The 16,268-nt window shown below is 68.9% G+C and carries 13 protein-coding genes and 2 pseudogenes; 4 read left to right on the top strand and 11 right to left on the bottom strand.

What is annotated here, in order from left to right; genetic code table 11:
- Window position 1 precedes the first annotated feature (1 nt).
- Genes AC5P09_RS35790 through AC5P09_RS35780 form a run of 3 tightly spaced genes read left to right on the top strand, consistent with a single transcriptional unit; the run spans window position 2 to window position 2,239 of the window.
- Entirely contained in the window at window positions 2–316 is a 315-nt protein-coding gene (locus AC5P09_RS35790; RefSeq protein WP_493877880.1) for an ArsR/SmtB family transcription factor, read from the top strand.
- Between the two features lie 40 nt (window positions 317–356).
- Window positions 357–1,148: an aquaporin gene (locus AC5P09_RS35785; RefSeq protein WP_493877879.1), complete on the top strand. Its 792-nt coding sequence runs from the start codon at window positions 357–359 to the stop codon at window positions 1,146–1,148.
- Window positions 1,145–2,239, top strand: coding sequence for an ArsO family NAD(P)H-dependent flavin-containing monooxygenase (locus AC5P09_RS35780; protein ID WP_493877878.1), 1,095 nt, complete (start codon window positions 1,145–1,147; stop codon window positions 2,237–2,239). The genes AC5P09_RS35785 and AC5P09_RS35780 overlap by 4 nt, the downstream gene beginning before the upstream one ends.
- Here the strand turns inward: AC5P09_RS35780 and AC5P09_RS35775 are convergent.
- The 10 genes and pseudogenes from AC5P09_RS35775 to AC5P09_RS35730 form a co-directional block, all read right to left on the bottom strand.
- Window positions 2,220–2,834, bottom strand: a complete 615-nt coding sequence (locus tag AC5P09_RS35775) for a transposase (RefSeq protein ID WP_493877877.1) — start codon at window positions 2,832–2,834, stop codon at window positions 2,220–2,222. The genes AC5P09_RS35780 and AC5P09_RS35775 overlap by 20 nt on opposite strands.
- A 278-nt stretch (window positions 2,835–3,112) precedes the next feature.
- Window positions 3,113–3,667: a group II intron maturase-specific domain-containing protein gene (locus AC5P09_RS35770; RefSeq protein WP_493877919.1), complete on the bottom strand. Its 555-nt coding sequence runs from the start codon at window positions 3,665–3,667 to the stop codon at window positions 3,113–3,115.
- A pseudogene (locus tag AC5P09_RS35765) lies at window positions 3,558–4,415 on the bottom strand (reverse transcriptase domain-containing protein); the annotation flags it as partial. The pseudogene AC5P09_RS35765 and the gene AC5P09_RS35770, both read right to left, overlap by 110 nt.
- A 780-nt stretch (window positions 4,416–5,195) precedes the next feature.
- Window positions 5,196–6,158 carry a quinone oxidoreductase family protein gene (locus tag AC5P09_RS35760; protein WP_493877876.1) on the bottom strand — a complete coding sequence of 321 codons (963 nt, stop codon included), beginning with the start codon at window positions 6,156–6,158 and terminating at the stop codon, window positions 5,196–5,198.
- Window positions 6,159–6,195: 37 nt separating this feature from the next.
- On the bottom strand, window positions 6,196–8,346 hold the full coding sequence (locus tag AC5P09_RS35755; protein ID WP_493877875.1) for a malate synthase G: 2,151 nt from the start codon (window positions 8,344–8,346) through the stop codon (window positions 6,196–6,198).
- Complete coding sequence (locus AC5P09_RS35750; protein WP_493877874.1) at window positions 8,333–8,878, bottom strand: hypothetical protein; 546 nt, start codon at window positions 8,876–8,878, stop codon at window positions 8,333–8,335. Before AC5P09_RS35750 ends, AC5P09_RS35755 begins: the two co-directional genes overlap by 14 nt.
- Entirely contained in the window at window positions 8,872–10,020 is a 1,149-nt protein-coding gene (locus tag AC5P09_RS35745) for an alpha-hydroxy acid oxidase (protein WP_493877873.1), read from the bottom strand. The genes AC5P09_RS35750 and AC5P09_RS35745 overlap by 7 nt, the downstream gene beginning before the upstream one ends.
- Window positions 10,017–11,093, bottom strand: coding sequence for a 4-hydroxyphenylpyruvate dioxygenase (gene hppD / locus AC5P09_RS35740; RefSeq protein WP_493877872.1), 1,077 nt, complete (start codon window positions 11,091–11,093; stop codon window positions 10,017–10,019). The genes AC5P09_RS35745 and hppD overlap by 4 nt, the downstream gene beginning before the upstream one ends.
- 505 nt (window positions 11,094–11,598) lie before the next feature.
- On the bottom strand, window positions 11,599–12,789 hold the full coding sequence (locus tag AC5P09_RS35735; RefSeq protein ID WP_493877871.1) for an MFS transporter: 1,191 nt from the start codon (window positions 12,787–12,789) through the stop codon (window positions 11,599–11,601).
- Window positions 12,786–13,853, bottom strand: a complete 1,068-nt coding sequence (locus tag AC5P09_RS35730; RefSeq protein ID WP_493877870.1) for a Glu/Leu/Phe/Val dehydrogenase family protein — start codon at window positions 13,851–13,853, stop codon at window positions 12,786–12,788. The genes AC5P09_RS35735 and AC5P09_RS35730 overlap by 4 nt, the downstream gene beginning before the upstream one ends.
- A gap of 267 nt (window positions 13,854–14,120) precedes the next feature.
- On the opposite strand from AC5P09_RS35730, the gene AC5P09_RS35725 reads away from it, so the two are divergent.
- Window positions 14,121–15,290 carry a PucR family transcriptional regulator gene (locus AC5P09_RS35725; protein ID WP_493877869.1) on the top strand — a complete coding sequence of 390 codons (1,170 nt, stop codon included), beginning with the start codon at window positions 14,121–14,123 and terminating at the stop codon, window positions 15,288–15,290.
- 390 nt (window positions 15,291–15,680) lie between these two features.
- Here the strand turns inward: AC5P09_RS35725 and AC5P09_RS35720 are convergent.
- A pseudogene (locus AC5P09_RS35720) lies at window positions 15,681–16,268 on the bottom strand (hypothetical protein); the annotation flags it as partial.

Genomic DNA, 16,268 nt, shown 5'->3' with positions numbered 1-16,268 from the left:
CATGATGACGTCGGTCGACACTGATCTGATGCGGGTTCTCGCAGACCCCATGCGGCTGCGGATTGTCACCCTGCTGGCCCGGGAGACGCTCTGCAGCACGCACCTGATCGAGGAAACGGGGGCCAAGCAGACCAACGTCTCCAACCATCTGAAGGTGCTGCGCGAGGCGGGGGTCGTGGAGACGGAGCCGTGTGGCCGGTTCACCTACTACCGGCTGAAGCCCGATGTCATCGCCTCGTTGGCCGGTCAGTTCGCCGAGCTCGCGGAGACCGCGCGCGCCACCGCCGAGAACAACATCAAGCGGTCCTGTCCCTGACCTGGCGCCCGTCGCCGTCCGTCCCCACCGAGGAGTCCTGTTGACCGCCACCGAGGCCACCGAACACGACAGAGCCGGGGAGTCCGTCGTAACCTCCGCCACGCCGGGGCACGAGCCCCAGCCCGCGCCGGGCGCCACCCCGCCCCGTACGCCGCTGACCGCCCGGGCCGCAGCGGAACTCCTCGGCACCGCACTCCTCGTCGCGATCGTGATCGGATCCGGCATCCAGGCCACCGAACTGACGAAGGACGTCGGCGTCCAGCTGCTGGCCAACTCGATCGCCACCGTCTTCGGCCTCGGCATCCTGATCCTGCTGCTCGGCCCGGTCTCCGGCGCGCACTTCAACCCGGCCGTCACGTTGGCCGAGTGGTGGACCGCGCGGCGCGGCGGTGACGGCGTCACCGCCCGTGAGGTCGCCGTCTACGTCCCGGCCCAGGTCGTCGGCGCCATCGCGGGTGCTGTGCTGGCGGACGCGATGTTCGGCAAGCCGCTGGTGGAGTGGTCCACCCACGACCGCTCGGCGGGCCATCTGCTGCTCGGCGAGGTCGTCGCGACGGCCGGGCTGATCCTGCTGATCTTCGGCCTGGCCCGCACCGACCGCCTCCGCTTCGCCCCCGTCGCGGTCGCCTCCTACATCGGCGCCGCGTACTGGTTCACCTCGTCCACGTCCTTCGCCAACCCGGCGGTGACGGTCGGCCGCGCGTTCAGCGACACGTTCGCGGGCATCGCACCGGGTTCGGTCCCGGGGTTCATCGGCGCCCAACTCGTGGGCGCGGTGGTCGGTCTGGCCCTGGTCGCGATCGTCTTCATGCCCGGTCGCTCCGCCGAATGACCCGTCGGACGGGCGTGGTGGTGATCGGCGGCGGCCAGTCCGGGCTCGCCGCCGGCTACCATCTGCGCCGCCTCGGCCTGGACTTCGTCATCCTCGACGCCCAGCCCGAACCCGGCGGCGCCTGGCAACACGCTTGGGACTCCCGGCACTTGTTCTCACCGGCCGCGTACTCGTCCCTGCCCGGGCGGCCGATGCCCAACCAGACGGGGGAGACGTATCCGGACGCGGGCCATGTGGTCGGGTATCTCACGGAGTACGAGCACCGGTACGGCCTCCCGGTGCACCGTCCCGTACGGGTCGCCGGCGTCCACCGGGCCGGCGGCGGGCTGCTGCGCGTCGAGACCGACTCCGGCTCATGGCAGGCCCAGGCTGTCATCAGCGCCACCGGCACGTGGTGGCGCCCGTTCCTGCCCGCGGTCCCCGGCCGGTCGGACTTCCGGGGCCGGCAACTGCACACCGTCGAGTACCGCAACCCGCGTCACTTCAGCGGGCTGGGGGTCCCCCCGGCCGAAGGCTGGGGGAGGGTCGTGGTCGTCGGCGGCGGCAACTCCGGTGCGCAGATCGCGGCCGACCTCGCGTACGACACCGAACTGACCTGGGTCACGCAGCGCCCGCCCCGCTTCCTCGCCGACGACATCGACGGCCGGGCCCTGTTCGACGTGGCCACCGCTCGTCGCCGGGCCTTGGACGAGGGCCGCACCGATCCCGAGGGCGTGGCGTCGTTGGGTGACATCGTCGCGGTACCGCCGGTGCGGGAGGCCCGGGACGCCGGGCTGTTGAAGGCGTCGCCGATGTTCGTACGCCTCGACCGTGACGGGATCGTCCGGGCCGACGGCACTCGGGCGCCGGCGGACGCGGTGATCTGGTGCACCGGTTTCCGCCCGGCCCTCTCCCACCTGGCGCCCCTCGGTCTGCGCGGCCGGCGGGGTCGTATCGCCACCGCCGGTACGCGGACGGTGGACGAGCCGCGTCTGCACCTTCTCGGTTACGGCGACTGGACCGGGCCGGCCTCCGCCACTCTCATCGGGGTGGGACGCCCGGCCCGCGACGCGACCCGCGAAATCGCCGAACTCATCGCCGCCGAAGCCTGACGCGTAGGTTCTCGGGATTCGCGCCTGCCGGCTGCAGAGCCTGCTGGATGCTGTCGCGGGGTGAGGCGAGGATGGCGACCGAGCGACGGACCGGACGGCCGTAGCGGCGCCCCCAGTCCTCGTCGACCAGGCCGGTCAGCAGGTGCGAAGCGGTGCGGGCCACTTCCTCAAGCACGGCACGGACGGCCTCGGTGACCAGCTCCAGCCGGGGCAGATCACGCACCGCGGCCAGGACGTGGGCGGAGTCGGTGCGCTGCATGGTGCGCTCGCGCAGGAGGCCTGCTTCCTTCAGGCGGGCGAGCGCCAGATCGAGAAGTCGGTCGGCGCGGTCGTCCTGGGCGAGGCGCTCGCGGAAATCGGCCAGGACGCTGTGGTGGAAACCGGGATCGACCAGCCCCAAGGCCATGGCGTACTTGAAATCGATGCGGCAGCGCACCGCCTCGGCCGCCTGCCGGTCCGACAGACCGAGCAGGAACTGCAGTACACACACGGTGGCCAGTTGGGCTGGCGAGATGCCGGGGCGTCCGTCGCGCGGGTACCAGTCGGCGAAGTGCTCGTCGCACCACAGCCCGTCGAGGTGGTCTCTCACCCCCATCGCCGTCGTTCCGCCCGGGTTGCTCGCCCGCGCGATCTGCGCGGTGAGAGACGGGACTTGCTCACCGGAACGGGGACGGAGCGACAACGGACACCTCGACGACTGCATCGGCCTGTGAAACAGCCCCGAGCATGCCCGCTGATCAAGTCGGCGCACAGGGAGACTGCTGAGTATGCCCGGGGCGCGGTGCCGGGATCTCTCCCGGTCCGTTTCCCCGGACTTCTCGCCGAACCCGCCGTGCGCCTCTCAACGCAGCGGGCTCTCCACGGAGACCGCCATCAGGCTCGAATCTCGGTCCACGGACTGGGGATGCGCGCTCCTCGCCAGCGGTATCGGGTAACGACCACCGCTGCCATGTCGAAGAGCTCGGTTCCCTCCGCCGAGATCGGCCGCCACCGCCCGGTGGGGCTGACGAACCGTCGGCGGATGTCTTTCCACGTCCAGTTGTGCCGGACCCTCAGCATCCGCATTACTCGCCACCAGATGAAATCGGCGAGTGCGCTGAACTGATTCTTGGCCACGGCATGCCGGAAGTAGGCGGACCAGCCCCGCACAATCTGGTTGATCCTGATCAGCAGGGTCTTGAGATCTTGTTGCGACTGCCTGCGGGTCAGCGCACGGATCTTCGCCTTCAGCTGCCGGAGTGGGGCGCTTGGCGATGAACGTGTAGACGTGCCACTGATCCGTCCCCTTCTTGCGGCGCCAGTGGATGTGGAACCCCAGGAAGTCGATTCCGTCTTCCAGGTGCGTGACCTGGGTCTTCTCCTGAGACAGGCGAAGACCCAGCGGCCTGAGCACCCGGCTGACGTCCTCGCGCACAGCCAGCACGTCATCGCGGCTGCCGTTGACGAGCACGACGAAGTCGTCCGCGTAACGGGCCACCCGCCAGTTCGGCAACTGCTTGCGACGGCGGCGGCCTTGGCGCTGCCATGCGGTGAACATCACCCCGCCCGGCTTCCACGGCTCCATCAGGTGCTCATCGAGCACCGACAGGGCGATGTTGGCCAATAGCGGGGAGAGGATCCCGCCCTGCGGGGTCCCGGTCATGGTTTCCTTGTTCTCGCCGAGCTCCGTCAGAATTCCGGCTTTCAAGAACGCCTTGACCAGGGCCAGAACACGTTTGTCCTTCACCCGGGCACGCACGCGGTCCATCAGGGCCACGTGGTCGATCCGGTCGAAGCACGCCTCGATGTCCGCGTCCAGCACCCAGCGGTAGCTGTTGGCGCCGAAGTGATGGATCTCGGCGATCGTGTCCTGGGCCCGCCGGCCCGGCCGGAATCCGTAGGAGACCGGCGTGAAGTCGGCCTCGAATACGGGTTCCATCACCAGCTTCAGCGCGGCCTGCACGACCCGGTCCGCGACCGTCGGAATGCCGAGGCTGCGGACTTTCCCCGACCCACCTGGTTTCGGGATCTTGCGTTCCCGCACCGGAAGAGGTCGGAACGAGCCGTCCTTGAGAGCGGCCCGCAGGTCATGTAGGAACCCGGGCGTCCCGATCCGCCCCTCGACCTCGATGACCGTCAGGCCATCGACACCGGGAGTGCGGGCACCCTGGTTTCCCGCGACCCGGGCGAACGCCATGGTCAGCGTTGCCGGGTCGTGCACGAGGTTGAACAGGTCATCGAACCGACGGCCCGGATCGGCCGTCGCCCAATGGTGCAGCTTGGTCTGCATCTCCAGTACCCGAGCCCGAGAACTTGGATCCTCGCTGTTCAGCGAGGTGTCTTCTGGCATTGCAGTCCCTCCTTGCATGTTTTCCGCTGCCGCCCTTCCCCATGTGACCGGCTTTCCCGGCCTCGGAGTACTACGGCGGCTCCGCCCCGCCCGATCCGTTCGGCTGTCGGTGCGCCTATCCGCGTTCCTCATATGGGAGTTGAGGAGCGTGGAGCTGCGACCGGACGGTTCCCGTGTTCACTGTGATCCGTTTGTCGAAGTAGGAGCCCGACTATGTCCCAGCGGCCTCGCCACGAGTACGCCGCAGGCTTTCCTCGTGGCCTCCCACGCCCGCTCTTGAATACGGCCGTGGAAGTTCCCGTCGCCCCTTCGGACGACGAGACGCACCGCGCCCGGCCCAGATCCGCCAGGTTCGAGCCGGTGTCGGGGTTGAAGGACGTAGTAACGCCGGTTCCTCGCGTACTCCTCTTCGTCTCGCTCGCCGGACCCGCACCATCTGGCAGTGCTGGTACGTCCCGGCTTTGTCAGGGCCGCTCCCGCCCTCTCCGGCACCACCCGGGTCAGGCTGCCCTCAGCTACGCTGACCTGCTGCGACAGGCCAGAGGTGTCGGTCTTTCACCTCCACTCGAACCACAGCGCCTCACGGCGCAACCAAGATCCCCGACAGAGTCAAGCCAAGGTCCACCATCATGCCGGCAGCAGCACGAGTGAACCGGCTGTGGCGCGGGACTCGATCGCCCGATGGGCCTGTGCCGCGTCGGGCAAGGCGTAGGTGCCACCGAACCGTATGCGCAGTACGTCTTCGGATATCGCGCTGAAGACCTCGTTCGCGCGCCACAGCACCTCGGCGCGGGTACGGACGAAGTGCGGCAGCACCGGCCGGGTCACGAACAACGAACCCAGTTCGGCGAGACGTTGCAGATCGAACGGCGGCACTCGGCCGCTCGCGGATCCGAACAACGCGAGTGTGCCTCGCGGCCGAAGTGAGGCGAGGCTCGACTCGAAGGTGGCCGCACCGACGCCGTCGTAGACGGCGGAGACCCCATCGCCGCCCGTCAGTTCCCGGATACGATCGGCGAGATCGTCACCGTAACGCAGCACGTGCCAGGCCCCTGCCTCCCGGGCGAGCTTCTCCTTCTCGTCGGTGGACACGGTGGTGATCACCTTGGCGCCTCGCGCCGCGGCCCATTGCACCAGAAGCTGGCCCATGCCGCCGGCACCCGCGTGAATCAGGATCGAGTCTCCCGGCGTCGGTCGATACACCGACTCCAGGAGGTAGTGCGCGGTCATTCCCTGCAACAACGCGCCACCGGCGACCTGCCAGTCGATCCCGTCGGGCACCGGCACGCACTGGTCGGCCGGCACGGCCACGAGTTCGGCATAGCTGGCCCTGCCGTACGCCCAGGCCACTCGATCCCCGACGGCGACCTCGGCTCCATCGCACGCCGCCACGACCTCGCCTGCTCCTTCGAGGCCCGGAATGGGGAGTTCAGTGGGATACTCCCCTCTGCGCACGTATACGTCGCGGTAGTTCACGCCGATCGCTCTGGTCCGCACCAGCACCTCGCCCGGCCCGGGAACCGGGTCCGGCATCCGGCGGTAACGGAGAGCATCCGGGCCGCCGGGCTCGGTCACTACTACTGCGTGCACGAGGTCTCCCTTTCTCGCTCTCGTCGGTTCGACCGCATCACGTTGCCTGGGCCTTCTGGTCGCGGCGGAATCGGTACAGCACCGGTTCGGTGTAGCCGTTCGGCGCCGTTGTGCCCCGGGTGATCAGTTCGCGGGCTGCCTGCCACGCGAGGGAGGTTTCCCCCGCGGACAGTAGCGGCCGGTAACCCGGTTCGTCGTGGAGGCGATCGTCGAGGACCGCCGCCGCCCGGCGCAGACCGTCGTCCACGTCCCGCACGGTGATCACGTCGTGGTGCAGCCAGTTCGCCAGCAGCTGGGTCGACATCCGCAGTGTGGCGCGATCCTCGAGTACGACGACACCGTCGAAAGCGGGCATCGGGGAACTGGCGACGGCGCGCTCGATCCAGCGCACCGCGTACCCGAGAGCGGTGTAGCAGTGGGCGTCCAGCTCCGTCCGCGGATCGGCGAGAGTTTCGGTTTCGGCGACAGGCGGGCGCAGGAGCTCGCCGAGCGAACGGCGCGGTCCGGCCGCCGCGACCTCGCGCTGCACATCGGCGATGTCCACCTGGTGGTAGTGCACGGCGTGCAGAGTCGCGGCGACGGCGGTCGGCACCCAGGTCATCCCCGCGCCCAGAGACAGCTGGCCGATCTTGGACTCGAACAGGTCGCTCATCCGATCGGGCGTGGGCCACATGCCCAGCCCGATCAGTGCCCGCCCCTGAAGGCCGTGGGCCAGGCAGGTGTCGACGTGCCACTGCTCGTAGGCCATCTGCCAGTGCTGGGTCTTCATGGCGGCCTTGGGCACCATGGGCCCGGCCGCCATCGAGGTGTGGATCTCGTCGGCGGTTCGGTCGAGCAGGCCGTTGTTGGTGGAGACGACTCGATGCCGGACCGCCTCAAGGCACGCCGCCAGGTTGACGGTGGTGCGCCGCTCCTCGTCCAGCAGCCCGAGTTTCACCGTGTGATCCGGCAGTCCGAGCAAGCGCTCGACGCGGCCGAACAGTTCGTCGACGAAGGCGAACTCGTCCGGCCCGTGCAGTTTCGGCACCGCCAGATACACCGCGCCGGCACGGGAGTTCACGCGAGAGGTGTCGCCCCGCAGGTCGTGCAGCGCCGCGAGGGTGGCGATCACGGTGTCGACGATGACTTCCGGCACCTCGGCGCCCTCGCGGTCGAGGATCGCGTCCGTGGTCATCAACTGCCCGACGATCCGGGCGAACAGCAGGGCCCGCCCGGGGAGTGATATCCGGCTGCCGTCCGGGGCGGTGTACCCGCGATCGGGGTCCATCCCGCCGCTACCGTGCCGCGCGGTGTAGCTGCCGGCCATCAGACGCAGCCAGGCACGGTAGACCTCGATCTTGTCCGCGACGTCCACGGCGGCGACACAGTCCTCGAAGTCCATGATCGTGGTGATCCCGGATTCCGGGACCACGTCCTGGATGCCGGCCGCGTCGAGGCGGCCGAACTCGCCGCCCGGGTCGAACTGGATCTCGACGTGCAGACGATGATGTTCGATCAGCACGACCGACGGCCGAGCGGGATCACCGCGGAATCCGGCCAGCCGCGCCGTGGGGGCCAGTGTGCTGAACGTGCCGTCGGACAACTGCACGCGCAATGCGCCGTCGATGACTTGATAGCGTGTCGATTCCGCGTGCGAGCCCTCGTCGAGCGGCGCCATCACGTCGAGGATGCCCCGGGCGAAGTCGATGACCGCCTCGCGTCGTCCGGCGGCGTCACCCGGAGGGATCACGTCGGTCTCGTACAGGGCGCGATACAGCGACCCCCACCGGGCGTTGACCCCTTCGAGCACGAAGGGCTCGTCGACCACCGGCACCAGCAGTTGCGGACCGGCGATCCGAGTGATCTCCGCGTCCGTGCCGGCGGTGTCCACGGTGAAGGGCTCCGGTGTCGCGACCAGGTAGCCGATCTCTGTCAGATACCGGCGGTACGCGTCCGCGTCGAAGGTCTCGCCGCGGTGCGCGGTGTGCCAGGCGTCCACGCTGTCCTGTAGTTCGCGGCGCCGGTCCACCAACGCGCGATTGCGCGGCGCGAGGTCGTCGATCAGCCGCTCGAACCCGGCCCAGAATTCCCCGGCAGCCACGCCGATGCCGGGGAGAGCCTCCCGTTCCACGAAATCCCGAAACGCGCGCGCGACCCGCAGTGCCCCGATCCGGACCCGTGCGTCCGCGGCGACGTCAGCGATGCTCATACAGGCACCACACCATCGTCGCCTCCAACTTCTTCAAGATCTTCAGATTCTCGATGGATTCGACGACGTCAACCGATCCGATGCAGGCGTCTACGGCCTGCTCGCTCACCAGCCGTGCGGCCTCCGGTTTCGCCCGCACCGTCGAGACCGCCACGTCGGCCGGCAGGTGCTCGCGCACGAACTGGAGGGTGGCCGGGTGGGACGCCGCCGTGCGGATGTCCGCGAGCTCGCCGGAGAACTCCGAATGGACCGCGACGCACATGGGCTTGGTCGGCGACTCCCAGACTCCGACCATCGTCATCGACTTCAGCTTGCTGAAATGAAGGTCGACCCAGGAGTCGATCACTGAGCCGTTGTTCATGTCGAGATACCCGGCGGCGACCAGCGCCCTGCCGCCGTGTGTCTCGGAATCGTCGATGGCGGCACGGAAGGAGGGGAAGAGCTTGATGTTCTCGCCCCCGATGCGGACGGCCTCCGCGTGCGCGTCCGTCCCCGACGGACCGAGCGTCTTGATGATGTCCTGCTTCACCATGGTGCAGTCCCCGTACTGCTGGAAGCGCTGAGTTCGTAGGTCGTCAGGTGGGCGGCTTCGCCGACGGTACGGCAGCCGGACAGGGCGAGATCCGTCTCGAGTTCCTCGCGCAGCAGCGACAGCACGGCGTCGACGCCCGACTCACCGCCGACGGCGAGCCCGTAGAGGATCGGCCGCCCCAGCAGGACGCCGTCGGCGCCGCGAGCCAGGGCCTTGAGTACGTCCGCCCCTGACCGGATGCCGCCGTCGACGAGTAGTTCCACGGTGTCTCCCACCGCGGCCCGGATCTCCGGCAGCACCGTGAGTGCGGGCACGGCTCCGTCGAGCTGACGCCCACCGTGATTGGAGACCACCAGCGCGTCCACGCCCGAGCGTGTCGCCATCAGGGCGTCCTCGCGAGTCAGGATGCCCTTCACGACGAGCGGCAGCCTGGTGCGCGCCCGCAGCCATTCGATGTCGCTCCACGCCAATGAGGGGTCGAACATCTCGGTGGTGTGCGTGGCGACGGCCGAGCCTCCGGCCGAGGCCCGTTGCGCTCCGATCGCGGCCGCACCGCGGAAGTGCGCGGCGTAGACGTCGGACGGCAGCGCGAAGCCGTTGCGGTGGTCCTTGAGGCGGCGGCCCATGCGGGGCACGTCGACGGTGAGCATGAGCGCCTGACAGCCCGCGGCTTCGGCCCGGCTCACCAGTTCCGTGGTAGCGCCCCGGTCCCGCAGCCAGTACAGCTGGAACCACAGGTCGGCACCCGACTCGGCGATGTCCTCCACCGGTGTCCCACTGAGCATCGCCACGGTGAACGGAACACCCGCCGTCTTCGCCGCGCGTGCGGTGGCCGCCTCGCTCTGCGAATGGGCCAGCCCCTGGTAGGCCATCGGCGCGATGGCCACCGGCAGGCTCGCTTCGGTGCCGACCAGACGGGATGCGGTCGACACGTGCGACACGTCCCGCAGCATCCGCGGCGCCACGTACAGGTTGTCGAAGGCGCGCCGGTTGGCCGCCACGCTCAGCTCGGCACCACTGCCGCCGGAGATGAAATCCCAGGCGCCGGTCGGTATCACCTCGCGGGCCGCGTCTGCGAACTCGGCCACGGACAGCGGCCGACTCGGCTGCCCGGGCTCTGTCACCTCCGTCGCCTCCGTCACCCTTCCTCCCGCTGGTTCCGCTCCGCCTTCCTGGCCTCGAACAACGCCTTGACATTGCCCTTGCCGAAGGTCTCGGCACCGAACCGCTCGATCACCTCGAAGAAGAAGGTCTTCCGCGGGTGCGTGGAGTGCGTGAAGATCTGGAACAGCTCGCCGCCGTGGTCCCGGTCGGCGAGGATGCCCAGTTCTCGCAGTTGCTCGAGTTCGTGGCGTGCCACGCCGCCGATGCGGTCGGGCAGCAGGTCGTAGTAGGCGGCCGGAGTGTCGAGGAAGTCCACTCCGCGCCCGCGCAGCTTCTGGACGGCCGTCACGATGTCCGCGCAGCCGAACGCGATGTGCTCGATGCCGGGCCCGGCGTTGTTCTGCACGAACTCCGCGATGAAGTCCAGGGCCTGCCCCGGCTTCGCGGCGGACTCGACGATGGTGAACGTGACGTCGCCCGCGGCGTTGCGCACGACCTGGGAATCCATACCATGACCGCCGACCATGGTCCGGTCCTCGAAGATCACCGAGAAACCCAGGACGGATTCGTAGAACTTCACCGCGTTCCGAAGGTCGCCGGCGCCGACGAGGTAGGCGAAGTGGTCGAGCACGTCGAACTCCGCGGGCGCCTGCGGCGCGGACTCCTGTGTCGGGACGATGCCCGGCGGCAGTTGCCCGGGGTCGGCATCGTCCGGGCGTTCGACCAGGCCGTGCTGGACGTCGCCGAACGCGCCGAAGCCGGCGACCAGCACACCGGCGCGCTCGACCGGCTCAAGCACGGCTTGGGCGCCGTTGGCCACGGCCTCCGTGAAGGCCGCACGGACCGACGGCGTGCGCAGCCAGACGTTGGCCACGCCGTCGCCATGGGTGCGGACCCACGTGGACACCGGGGAACCCTCGGTCAGCCCCTGGGTGACTAAGAGGACGATGTCCCCTTGCTTCAACGCTATCGAGCGGTGGGACCGGATGCTCGTGCTCGACGTCCCCGCTATCTGGAAGGCGTATTTCGACACGAGGTCTTTGACGGTCGCGTCAATGTCTCCGACATAGAACTCGACGTGATCCAACCGAGCATCACGCAACGCGTGCATGGCAGTTCTCCCAACGCATTGAAGTCAACCGAAATCAGATGGGACTTCGAAGAAGGGATCCCCCAGAACGCCCCGACCTGCGGCTGACGCACTCCATTGGCAACTGCGGCTCGGATGAGAGAGTCGCAGGCCCTTTTGTTGCTCGCTCAACTCGAACTTACAGTCCCCTCGGGCGGCTTGACAATGGCCACATTCGGCGGCGCGACGGAACACGAGATTAAATCCATGTTTCACGGCACATCTCGCGCGCGCTGAGCAGGCAATGCGGAATCGCCGGTTGCAATTCTCGCAAATCTGCGGCTCAGTATTCTGTGGATTTCATCGAACTTTTCCGGGGCCCGTCTTGGTGATGCGAACATGTAGACAAGTAGATTGATGACTGGGCCCGCTCGCGTCAGCAGGGCGCTGATAATTCGCGGCATACAGACATCAGAAGCGCCTCCACGTGCGAAGGCGCTTCTGAGTAACTCTCCGGGCCGATCCGCTGCTCACTCCTGCGCGGTGATCACCGCGGGATCGTCGCGGGCGCCACGCGATCCGGTGAGTCGGCTGTTTCCGGGACGGTCCGCCGCACGAAGAGCAGCGATACGCACGCGATCAGCGCGGACAGGGCCGGAACGGCCACCGGTCCCCCCGTCGACAGGGCGAGGCCACCGACGGCACCGCCGACGGCGACGCCCAGGAACTGCACGGAGAAGTGCACACCCAGAGCCAGGGACCGCTGCGAGGGCACCAGGGCGGCGATCCGCGTCTGCTGGGAGACCCCGCCGCAGCACCAGGCGGCACCCAGGCAGAACAGCACCGGAAACGCGGCGATCCCCGCGGCGGTGCGGGGATGCCAGGCGGTGCCGACGGCGATGGCCGCGAGGAGCAGCGCCATCAGCGAAAGAGCCACCCGCAGCACCCGCGCCACGGGCACCTTGACCAGGATCTTGCCGATCGTGCGCCCGGCCAGGAACGCGCCGGCTCCGAAGACGATCATCAGCGCCGCGACACCCTGGCTTCCCATCCCGGTCGCCCGCTCGACGATCGGCGCGAGATACGTGTAGGTGCAGTACGCGGCGAGGAAGACCCCGAAGGTGGTCAGCAGACTCCACCGGACGGCCGGGTTGCGCAGCAGTTCGGCCCGGCCGGTGCCGAGGGGAGCAGGCGGCACCGTCGGCAGCAGGACCGCCAGCATCAGCGCGGACGTCAGCGCCAGGATCGTGACGAACAGGAACGTACCCCGCCAGCCGAACAGTCCGCCGATCAAGGTGCCGAGCGGCGCGCCCAGGGTGAGCGCCAGCGCGTTGCCGCTGGCGGTGACCGCGATCGCGTTGGGCATGTCCTCAGGACGGCACAGCGCCGCCGCCGCCGCGGCGGCCGGCCCGGCCAGCAGGGCCGCGCTCAACGCGGCCAGCACGCGCGCCGCGGCGAGCACGGCATAGTCGAGTGCGCACGCCGCGAGGGCGTTGCTGAGCGCGAAAGCCAGCATGGCCCAGATCAGCAACGACTTCGGCGGCACCCTCCGGAACGCGCCGATCAGTGGCGGCCCGGCCAGGGCGTAGACCAGCGCGAAGACCGTGACCAGCTGTCCGCACACTGCTACGGACACGTTCATGGAGTGCGCGACCGCCGGCAGTACGCCGGCGATGACATAGCCCTCGGTGCCGACGGTGAAGGTGGCCAGGGCCAGCACGTAGACCCGGGGGTTCATGCCGGTCCCGGTGCGCTGGGAACCGGTACGGCCAGCCGCTGGCGCGCGAGGTCGTCGGCGGCCTGCGCTGTCGTGGTCTTCGCGCGTACGGCCGTCTCGAACAGGCCGGTCAGGGTGTCGGCGATCGACTCGATGCGCTTGACCGCTTCCTCCGGTTCGTCGCCGAGGACTTCGCGCGAGACCGCGTTGACGACACCGCCGGCGTTGGCGATGTAGTCGGGGGCCCAGAGGATCTCGCGCTCCCGCAACAACTCCGCCACGCCGGGATCGGCCAGTTGATTGTTCGCCGCGCCCGCGACCGCGCCGCATCGCAGTCGCGCCACCAGATCCCGGGTCAGCAAGCCGCCGAGCGCGGCGGGGACGAGCACGTCCACCTCGGCGGTGGCCGCTGCGTCGGGTTCGGCGAACACCGCGCCCAGTTCTGCGCCGAGCGAGCGCTTCGCCGGGTCGACATCGCTCAGGACCAGGTCGGCTCCCGCCGCCGCCAACTGCCGGGCGATCTGCTCCCCGACGTGTCCCAAGCCGATCACCGCGAATCTCCTGCCCGCCAAGGCCGGCGAGCCGAAGAGCGCCAGGCAGGTCGAGCGCAGCGCGGCGACGACGCCCAGGGCCGTGAACGGCGAGGGATCACCGCTTCCGCCGACGGCCTCCGGCCGGCAGAACACGTACTCGGTCCGTTCGCCGATGACCGCCATGTCGGCCGGTCCGGTACCCGCGTCGGGACCGGTCACGTAGGCGCCGCCGAGCTCCGCCACGATGTCGCCGACATCGTGCAGCGCCGCGCGGCGTTCGTCCGCGGTAAGGCTCCGCCCGGCGGGAACGACCACGACCGTCTTGCCGCCGCCGTTCGGCAGTCCGGCGGCAGCGCACTTACGGGTCATGCCCTCTGATAGGCGCAGCGCGTCGCGCAGGCCGCCCTCCCAGCTGTCGTACGCCCACATCCGGCAGCCGCCTACCGCACGGCCGAGAGCAGTGGAGTGCACTGCGACGACGATCGGCAGCCGGCTCCGCCGCCCGCGTCGCACCACGACCGATTCATGACTGAACTCCATCGGAGTCTCCACGCGTCCTCCAGTGCACCCAGATGCTTTCGACCCATCGCTGGGGACCAGGCCCCCACGGCGTCCGCTGTCCAGCCTGCCGACGACCGGTCCGCGGGACCAGAACCGAATCTGAGAACTTCCCGGCGTCGTCTTTGCGGAGTCCACAAAAGAGCAGCATGCGCGTTCTTGATCGCCTATCGTCGACGCGTAGTCGCAGCGAAGCTGCCATACAACCGCGAGAGAGATCACTACGAAATCCACATATCGGGAGGGGCGATGGTGGAGTCCGTGACCGAGGGGGCCGGGGTGCAGGCCGACACCGCCGCGGCGTGGCAGCCCGTCGTCGAACTCTGCGAATCACTCGCCGCAGAACTGCCCACGGTGATCCCGAAGATCGTTGACCGCATACGGCTCGAAATCCCGAGCTATCAGATCGTGGACCGCGAGCAGCAGGAACGCGACGTCACCCGCCACTACCAGGGCCTGCTGACCGGCGTGGCCGCACGCCGCTCACCCACCCGCGAAGAGGTCGAGGCCGCGCATGCACTCGGAGCCGAACGCGCCGCCACCGGCCTGCCGCTGCAAGCCCTCGTCGAGGCCTACCACGTCGGCTACCGTGAGATGTGGAACGTGCTGCTGGCTCGCGCTCAGTCGCACGACACCCGGGTCGTCGCGCAACTCGTCTCGATCGTCGGGATGGTCTGGACGTGGGTGCAGCATTCCAGCAGTGCGGCCGCCGAGGCGTACGGCGTCGCCGTCCGCGCCGCCGATGCCACGCTCCTGAGGCTGACCCACCAGTTCCTCGACGGCCTTGCCACCGCCGCGCCCGCAGGCGTCGACCTCGAGCAACTGGCTGCCGCCCTCACCTTCGACCCGGCCGGCGAGTTCCAGGCGCTGTGCTCACCGGCCGAGGCCTGGACCGACGAGCGCATGATGGATCTGCGGCACCGCCGGTGGCCGGGCACGCTGCGCTGCGCGACTCGCGGCAACCTCATGATCGCCCTGGTCCAGGACATCTCGCCGCAGGCCGTGGTCGAAGCGGCCCAGCGGCAGAACCCTGATGCGAGCTTCGGCATCGGCCTGCCGCGGACCGGGCTCCCCGGCGCCGCGATGAGCATGGCGGACGCGAGAGCGGCGCTGCCCCTGACGGATCCGGGACAGGTGAAATCCTTTGCCGACCACTGGCTGCTCGCCACCTTGGCGCCCACCGCGCAACGCTTCGCGGTGCTGCTCGAGCCGCGCAGAGAGGCCGCGCGACAACACCCTGACCTGGCAGAGACAGTGCTCAGGTTCGCCGAGAACGGCTTCTCGCTCAGCGCGACCGCCCGCGTCCTGCACGTGCATCCGAACACCGTGAAGTACCGCCTGCAGCGCTGGCAGCAACTCACCGATTGGGACGTACGCACCTGGCAAGGACTGTCGTCCACCATCATCGCGCTCGGCCTGCCGACACTCTGAAACGCTCATCCGGCCAGGGCCGCAAAGCGGTGGACGATGCGCTGGTTGAGTCGCCCCCGGAGCGCGGTGCCGGTGTTGTCCAGGGGGTCGGGATCGTGCCCCGATATCGATAGCGGGTCACCGTCACCGATGAGGGGTCGAACAACTCGATCCCGCCCATGCCGACCGGCCGCCACCGCCCGGAGGTGGTGACGAACAGGCGGCGCAGCTGCTTCCAGCGCAGGCGGTGCAGCTTTCTCAGCCACCGGAAGACTCTGCCCACCCCGGCGTGGCTGGAGGGCCGGGGCGGGCAGCCCGAGGGCTACTGCCACCGCCGGATGCTGGACGCGATCCGGTACGTCACCGACAACGGGATTAAGTGGCAAGTTATTGAGAATCGGGGCAGGAGCTTTACCTTTCGGTGAGTTGGGTGAGAGGGATGAAGCTCTTGGTGGTGCCGAGCTCTTTGGGGGTAGGGCCAGCCGGAGTTGGGATGTCGCTGAGCCGTTCCGCTAGGGCGGCGACCGCCTCGCGGTCGCCTTCGAGGGCTTCGCGCTCGTCATCGGTGAGGTTGAGCTGTTCGAGCATTTCGTCGATGCCGTCCTTGACGGCCAGGAGCTGGCCTGGGCTGGAGGTCTTGGGGACGTAGAACGGGCAGCGTGCGCAGGCCAGCCGGTGGGGGCACTTGGCGAAGAAGTCGTAAGAGCAGTAGCCCTCACCCAGGTCGTAGTACTTCCACGGCTGCTCGAGGCGCCGCACGAGCCCCTGCCGAGGAGGACGGCCACGGCGGCTCGACTGCCCCCAACGTACCGGATTCCGTTCGCGCAGCCCGTCTTCCACCAGGTACTCGTAGAAGGACCGCACGGCCACCACACGTTGCTGGACGGTCGCGTTCGCCAGTCCCGTCTCCGGATGCAGCGGTGCCTTCGCTGATCGCTGGCGGGGACGGGGACGGTCGAGCATGTCCCCGATCCAGGCGGCAACCGTGTCCGCACCGGC

The sequence above is a fragment of the Streptomyces sp. a15 genome (assembly GCF_059026085.1).
The sequence above is the reverse complement of the archived record's forward strand: the minus strand, read 5'-3'. Positions and strand labels throughout refer to the sequence as shown.